Source organism: Sandarakinorhabdus sp., assembly GCF_032115815.1.
Lineage (GTDB): Bacteria > Pseudomonadota > Alphaproteobacteria > Sphingomonadales > Sphingomonadaceae > Sandarakinorhabdus.
On sequence record NZ_JAUMBI010000227.1, the window covers coordinates 8,854 to 16,060 of the forward strand.

Below are 7,207 nucleotides of genomic sequence, written 5' to 3' on the forward strand. Positions count from 1 at the left end.
CGTCTTCCACCACCAGATAGGTGCCATCGGCCACCAGTTCCGAATCCACGCCGAACACATGGGCGATGGCGGCCTCGGTTTCGGCGACCGAGTAAAAGCCCTGGCTCAGGATGCGGGCGGACGCCGTGATGTTGGCTTCAAGGGCCGGGATTTCGTCGGCACGCGCGGGCCGGATGTGCAGCATGGTCATGGCGACGGCGGTCATGCCCGATATTGCGTCCGCCCGTCCACCACGGTTTCAATGATGGGGATGTCCTTGATCCGCTCAGGCTTCACCACAGTCGGGTCTTCGGCCAGCACGACATAATCGGCCAGCTTGCCGGCGGTCAGGCTGCCCTTGATGGCCTCTTCCTTTGCGGCCCAGGCGCCGTTGAGGCTGTTGATTCGGATGGCTTCCAGCACCGAAACGCGCTGGTTGGCTCCCCACGTCTCGCCGTTCCAGCCGGTGCGTGTGACCATGCCCTGGATGCCCATCAGCGGCGCGAACGGGCCGGGGAAGAAATCACTGCCGGCGCACACCTTGATGCCGTGATCGAGGAAGTCGCGGAAAGCCATGGCGTTGGCCATCCGGTCGGCGCCGTAGAATCCGAACTTGTCGCTGTTGTAATAGGCATAGCTGGTGAACGGTGCCGGCACCGCGCCCAGCGCCGCCATGCGCTTGAGCAGGCTGGCATTGACCAGCGTGCAATGGGTGATCTTGGGCCGCAGATCCTTCACGGCAAGTTTCGCCTGCGCCCGTTCAAAGGCGGTGAGCGCCATGTCGATCGCCACGTCGCCATTGGCGTGAATATTGGGCTGGATGCCGGCGCGGACCACTTTTTCCACCCACGCATCCAGCACGTCCTGCGGTTCGGTGACATTGCCATAATAGGCCGGGGTACGGCCGGCATAGGGCGTCGAAAGCGCCATGGTGCGTTCCGAAAAGCTGCCATCGGCGGTGTGTTCGGCGGTCGCGCCCAGCCGAATCCAATCATCGCCGAACCCGGTTTTCAGGCCGGCAGCGATCATCTGATCAACCATTGGCCCCCAGGCTTCGTAGTTCACCCGGTGCTTCAACTGCCCGGCCGCCCGTACATCCTGGATCGCAGCCAGATCGCCGCCCTGGTGATGCACCGTGGTCAGGCCATAACGGCTGAACGCGCCGCTGATATGCGCCATGCCGGCCCGCATGCGCTTCGCCTTTTCGGCCGCATCCAGCACCGGGCGCTGGCCCTTTTCCTCAACCAGATCAATGGCATTATCGGTGATGCGGCCCGAAAGCCGGCCATCGGGCAGGCGATCGAAGGTGCCCCCGGGCGGATTGGGCGTGTCCCGCGTCACCCCGGCCAGTTGCAGGGCCACGCTGTTGACGAACACGGTGTGGCCGCCGCGATGGCGCACCATCACCGGATGGGTGGTGCTGATCCTGTCCAGATCATCCACCGTCAGCTGGCGGCCATCCTTCAGCTTGGTGTCGTCGTGGAAAAAGCCTTCCACCCAAAAGCCGGCCGGCGTCTTCGCGGCCTTGGCCTTCAGCTTGTCGATGATGGAAGCGATGGTGACGAATTCCACCTCGAACGGATTGCCCACCAATGTTTCATACAGCAGCACATCGCCGATCGGGTGGTTGTGGCAATCGATGAAGCCCGGCACCACACAGGCGCCCTTCAGATCGATCATGCGCGTGCCCGTGCCGGCGAGGCCCTTCACCGCATCACCGCCCACCGCCATGATGCGCCCGGCCTTGATCGCCATCGCGGTGGCGGTGGGTTGTGCATCATCCATGGTGATGAGCCGGCCATTGAACAGGATCATGTCCGCATCCCGTTCATGGGCGGCGGCTCGGGCGGCCCAATTGGCCCACAACGGCGTGGCCATGGCGGCGGCAAGCAGATGGCGGCGATTGGCATGCATGGTCATCGGTTGTTCTCCCCGGTCAGCATCGTTGCGCCGGGAAGCAGCATGCGCAAGAGGCAAGAAAAAGGGCGGAGCCGGCCCCCGCCAACTCCGCCCACTTCGCGACGAGCGAAATCAGATCAGCCGGGTTGGCCCACGCCGCGGCGGCGGGCGATGCTGCCCACCAGGCCAAAGCCCAGCAGCATCGTCATCCAGCTGGCCGGTTCCGGCACCGGATCGAACACGTCGCCAGACACGGCCAGATTCAGCTGATAGGTGCGGGCGCCCACGCTGCCGGCCGGCGCGAAATCAATGAAATTGAAGGTGAAAATGTCGTTGACCGCGCCCACGGCGAGCGGATCGAAGGTCATCGAATAGTTGTTGGTCAGGCCGCCATCCAGGCCGTCGCTGAACGTGGCGATGTTGCTGGTGAACTGGCTGTTGCCCGTCGATCGGGTGATCGAGGTCAGGCTGAGGCCGGCCGAATTGATGTTGCCGATGTTGGTGATGCTGAAATTCAGCAGGGCCGGGCCGCTGCCCAGCGCCAGCGTGCCGAAGTTCAGCGCGCTGCTGGTCACCGTGGAGCTGTTGTTGAACGACGGATTGGCGAAGTTCAGATAATCATAGGCAATGCTGTACGTGTTGTTGGCCGTCGTGGTGCTGCCAAAGGTCATGAACGACTGCGCCGTGCCGTTGGCAGCGTTGGCGTTGGTGGTGACCCGGGTGCTGCCGGTTGCCGAATTGGCGAAACCGATGGTGCCCGTGCCGGCATAGGCGGCCAGATTGGCGGTGGGCACGGCCGTGGTGCCCGAAATCGTTGCAGTGGTGGATGTGGCGGTGTTGTTGCCCGGGCTGTTGGCGCAATTGCCACCCGAGCACGACCGCGACACTGTTTGCGACGCGGAATTGAAGGTAACGCCGGCGATCGTCACCGAACCGGTTTGCGTGACGTCGGCCGTGACCGTCCGGCCACCGGTGCCGCCGGTGCTGCCGCCAACCTGCGCGGTGGTGAAAACGCTGGTATTCACCGTGGCGCGGGCACCGACCAGGATACCGGTATTGGTGTTGAACTGGGCCACGTTCACCGTGGTGCCGGAGCTGGAGCCAATCGCGGTGAACGTAGAGCTTGGCGCGTTGACCGTGGCCGTCTGCAGATTGGTGTTGAACCGTGCCTGGGTGGTCGAAACCGTGGTGGTCAGCGGCGTGACCGCCATCGCCGCGCTTGCCATGCCGACAGCCGCCATGGCCGAAATAATCTTCGCAAACTTGTTCACGTGACCCGTCTTTCCTGGTCCCGACCCCTGGGGACTTCCCCCGCAGGCAAGCAAGAAACGTACCAAGTTCAAAAAAATCACTTAACCCTTTGAGAAAAAACAATAGCTAAGGAAGTATTTACATCCATTTTGTAAACTGTCCCGACAAAATTGGCGCCGGAATGACGCAGAATCCGTGATTGCCGCCGCCGCTTGCTCCTCCCCCAATCAACCAGTTTTGCCGAACCGCGCGCCGGCCCACAGTGGCGGCGAAAAGGGAGGAACCACCCATGGACTTCGCGCTGCCCGCCGATCTGATTGCCTATCTGGCCGAGCTTGACGCCTTCATTGAAGCCGAGATCAAGCCACTGGAGCAACAGGACGACAATATCCGCTTCTTCGATCACCGCCGCGAATGGGCGCGCACCGATTTCGAGCACGGTGGTTTGCCGAGGCGCGAATGGGAATTGCTGCTGCGCGAAGCCAGCGTGCGGGCCGACAAGGCCGGCCACTGGCGGTTTTCAGCGCCAAAGAAATATGGCGGCAAGGATGGCAGCAATCTGTGGATGGCGGTGATCCGCGACAAGTTTGCTGCCAAGGGCCTGGGCCTGCACAATGATCTGCAGAACGAACACAGCATCGTGGGCAATTTCCCGTTTGTCGCCATGTTCGAAAGTTTCGGCACCGAAGCGCAGCAGCAGGAGTTCATCCTCGGCGGCTTTGCCCGCAACCGCATCACTGCCTTCGGCCTGACCGAGCCTGACCACGGCAGCGACGCCACCCACATGGAAACCACCGCCGTGCCGGAAACCCGCGACGGCATCGATGGCTGGCTGATCAACGGCGAGAAGATGTGGACGACCGGCATGCATGTCGCCACCCACTGCGCCACCTTCTGCCGCACATCAGGCGCGCCCGGCGCAGCGCGCGGCATCAGCTGCTTCCTGGTGCCCACCGATACGCCCGGCCTGAAGGTGGAAGAATATCTGTGGACCTTCAACATGCCCACCGACCACCCGCGGGTGAGCTTCACCAACGTGTGGGTACCGGATTCGACGCGCCTGGGCCCCGCTGATGGCGGCCTGTCGCTGGCGCAGAGCTTCGTTCACCAGAACCGCATCCGCCAGGCAGCCTCGTCACTGGGCGCGGCGACCTTCTGCGTGGAAGAGAGCGTGAAATACGCGAGGCAGCGCAAGCCGTTCGGCGAAGCGCTGTCGAAGAACCAGGCCATCCAGTTCCCGCTGGTTGAACTCGCCACCCAGTGCGAGATGCTGCGTCTGATGATCTACAAGACCGCGTGGGACATGGACAACATGCCCCACGAGGCGATCGAGAGCCAGCTTTCGGACAAGATTTCGATGTGCAACTACTGGGCCAACCGGCTGGTGTGCGAAGCCGCTGATCGGGCGATGCAGGTGCATGGCGGCATTGGTTACAGCCGGCACAAGCCGTTCGAACATATCTTCCGCCACCACCGCCGCTACCGCATCACCGAAGGTTCGGAAGAGATCCAGATGCGCAAGGTTGCGGCCTATCTGTTCGGCTATCTCGGCCCGCGAAAGAAGCTGTTCGCCGATCTGTGATTCTGGCAGGTAACGCTCATGAAACTGGGCGTTTGCTGGTATCCCGAACAATGGCCGGAGCCGCTCTGGGCCAGCGACGTTCAGCGCATGGCGGCGTTGGGCCTGTCGTTCGCGCGCATCGGCGAATTTGCCTGGAGCCGGATCGAGCCTGAACCCGGCCGCTTCGAATGGGACTGGCTCGACCGCGCCGTTGATCTGGCGCACGCGGCTGGACTGGAGGTGGTGATGGGCACGCCCACCGCCACGCCGCCGAAATGGCTGGTGGACGCGCATCCGGAGATTCTGGCCAAGGGCCGCGACGGGCAGGTGAGGGGATTCGGCTCACGTCGGCACTATTGTTTCTCGTCCGACGTGTATCTGGAACAGGCCAAGCGCATCACGGCGCTGATGGCGGCGCGTTTCGGCCAGCACCCGGCGGTGGTGGCATGGCAGACCGACAATGAATATGGCTGCCACGACACGGTGGTGAGCACGTCGGATGCAGCCAAGGCGGCATTCCGGCGCTGGCTCGCCGAACGCTATGGCAATGTGCAGGCGCTCAACGCGGCCTGGGGGTTGGCCTTCTGGTCCCAGGAATATCGCCATTTCGATGAGGTCGATGCCCCATTCGGCACGGTCACCGAAAGCCACCCGGCGCACCGGCAGGATTGGCAGCGGTTTTCCTCCGCCATGGTGGAGCGGTTCAACGCGGCGCAGGTCGAGATATTGCGCGCGGCGTCGCCGGGGCGAGACATCGTCCACAATTTCATGGGGCTGTTCACCGAGTTCGACCACTATGCTGTCGGCCGCCAGCTCGATGTGGCGACGTGGGACTCCTATCCCATCGGTTTCCTGGGGCAGGGGCCGTTCAGCGCGGCCGACAAGGCGCGTTACCTGCGCACCGGCCACCCGGACCTGACCGCCTTTCACCACAGCCTTTATCGCGCCTGCGGGCAGGGGCGCTGGTGGGTGATCGAACAGCAGCCCGGCCCGGTGAACTGGGCGGCGTGGAACCCGGCGCCGGCCAAGGGCGCGGTGGAATTGTGGGGTTGGGAAGCGGTGGCACAAGGCGCCGAGCGCATGAGCTGGTTCCGCTGGCGGCAGGCGCCCACCGGGCAGGAAGCGATGCACGCCGGGCTCAATCGGCCGGACAATCAGCCGGCCGCCGCCTGGCCGGAAGTGGAGGCGCTTGGCGCCGGGCTGGCCCGCCTTGGCCCGCTGCCGCCGCGCGGCCGCAGCGATGTGGCGCTGATCTTTGACTATGACAGCGTGTGGGCCGTGCAGAGCCAGCCGCAGGGCCGCGATCAGGATGCGCTGGCGACCGCCATGGCCTGGCACACGACGGCGCGGCGGCTGGGGCTGAGCGTGGATATCGTGCCGCCGGACGCTGATCTTGATGGCTATGGCCTCGCGCTGTTGCCGGCACAAATCTTTGTGGATGAGTCGCTTGCAGGCCGAATTGCAGACAGTGGCGCAACGGTGCTGGCCGGGCCGCGCACCGGTTCGAAAACCCGCGATTTCGCCATTCCCGGCGCCTTGCCGCCCGACGGGCTGAAGGCGCTGATCGATGTGACCGTGGCGCGGGTGGAAAGCTTGCCACCCGGCATCGTGCTTCCCGCCGGCAACGCGGGCCAGGTGACGGGCTGGATGGAGGATGTGGAGACCGGGGAGGCCGAAACCCGCCTTGCCCTCGATGATGGCCGCGGCTTGTGGTTTGCGGCCGACAAGACGCATTATCTCGCCGGACAGGTCGACGATGGCCTTCTGCGCCGGGTGCTGGCCGATGTGGCGACGGCGGCGGGCCTGCATCCCCGCGACCTCGGCCCCGATGTGCGGCTGGAACGGCGCGGGGAGCTGAATTTCCTGTTCAATTACGGCCCGCAACCCGTTGCAATTGAACATAATCTGTTGATCGGCGTGAACCCGGTGCCGCCTGCGGGCGTCGCCATCTGGAAGGACAAGACCGCATGACCATTCTCGCTGCCCGTGTTGGTGCGCTCGCTGAAACCACTGCCTTGCCCGATCCCGGCCCGCTGGCCGATGGTGAGGCGCGCTTCGTCGTCGAGCATTTCGCCCTCACCGCCAACAACGTCACTTATGCCGTCCACGGCGAGGATTTCGCCTATTGGCGCTTCTTCCCGGCCCCCGAAGGCCACGGCATCGTGCCGGTCTGGGGCTTCGCGCGCGTCACCGAAAGCCGCGCCCAAGGGATCAGCGAAGGCCAGCGTTTCTTCGGTTACTGGCCGATGGGCGCCCAGGCGGTGCTCACCCCCGTACAGGTCTCGGCCCACGGCTTCACCGATGGCGCCGCCCACCGCGCCGGGCTGCCGCCCTTCTACAACCGCTACAATCCGGCCAGCCCGGCCTGGGGTGATGAGTCGCTGCAGTGCTTGTTCCGCCCGCTCTATGCCACCAGCTTCCTGATCGATTGCCTTCTGGCAACCCGGCCGGTCGATACGCTGCTGCTGTCCTCGGCCTCGTCGAAAACTGCGCTGGGCGTGGCGCAGGCGGCCAAGG

General features: G+C 64.3%; 5 protein-coding genes and 1 pseudogene. 3 read left to right on the top strand and 3 right to left on the bottom strand.

All coding sequences use genetic code 11. The annotated features are described in order from the left end of the window. The 3 genes and pseudogenes from RT662_RS13160 to RT662_RS13170 form a co-directional block, all read right to left on the bottom strand. Positions 1–205, bottom strand: a pseudogene (locus RT662_RS13160) (GNAT family N-acetyltransferase); the annotation flags it as partial. Next, positions 202–1,899, bottom strand: a complete 1,698-nt coding sequence (locus RT662_RS13165) for an amidohydrolase (protein WP_313671155.1) — start codon at positions 1,897–1,899, stop codon at positions 202–204. The gene RT662_RS13165 and the pseudogene RT662_RS13160, both read right to left, overlap by 4 nt. 116 nt (positions 1,900–2,015) lie before the next feature. Beyond that, entirely contained in the window at positions 2,016–3,149 is a 1,134-nt protein-coding gene (locus RT662_RS13170) for a PEPxxWA-CTERM sorting domain-containing protein (RefSeq protein WP_313671156.1), read from the bottom strand. 269 nt (positions 3,150–3,418) lie between these two features. Here RT662_RS13170 and RT662_RS13175 point away from each other — a divergent pair, with 269 nt between their 5' ends. The 3 genes from RT662_RS13175 to RT662_RS13185 all read left to right on the top strand — a co-directional run. Further along, the gene (locus RT662_RS13175; protein ID WP_313671157.1) at positions 3,419–4,711 is read left to right on the top strand and encodes an acyl-CoA dehydrogenase; all 1,293 of its coding nucleotides are present in this window, start codon (positions 3,419–3,421) and stop codon (positions 4,709–4,711) included. Between the two features lie 18 nt (positions 4,712–4,729). Next, positions 4,730–6,661, top strand: a complete 1,932-nt coding sequence (locus RT662_RS13180) for a beta-galactosidase (protein ID WP_313671158.1) — start codon at positions 4,730–4,732, stop codon at positions 6,659–6,661. Next, a partial coding sequence (locus RT662_RS13185) for a DUF2855 family protein (protein WP_313671159.1) occupies positions 6,658–7,207 on the top strand: 550 nt, incomplete at its 3' end. The genes RT662_RS13180 and RT662_RS13185, both read left to right, overlap by 4 nt.

What these genes read in the sequence shown, in the direction of transcription:
- RT662_RS13165 (WP_313671155.1), bottom strand. Translation starts at nt 1,899, where the DNA reads ATGACCATGCATGCCAATCGCCGCCATCTGCTTGCCGCCGCCATGGCC.
- RT662_RS13175 (WP_313671157.1), top strand. Translation starts at nt 3,419, where the DNA reads ATGGACTTCGCGCTGCCCGCCGATCTGATTGCCTATCTGGCCGAGCTT.
- RT662_RS13180 (WP_313671158.1), top strand. Translation starts at nt 4,730, where the DNA reads ATGAAACTGGGCGTTTGCTGGTATCCCGAACAATGGCCGGAGCCGCTC.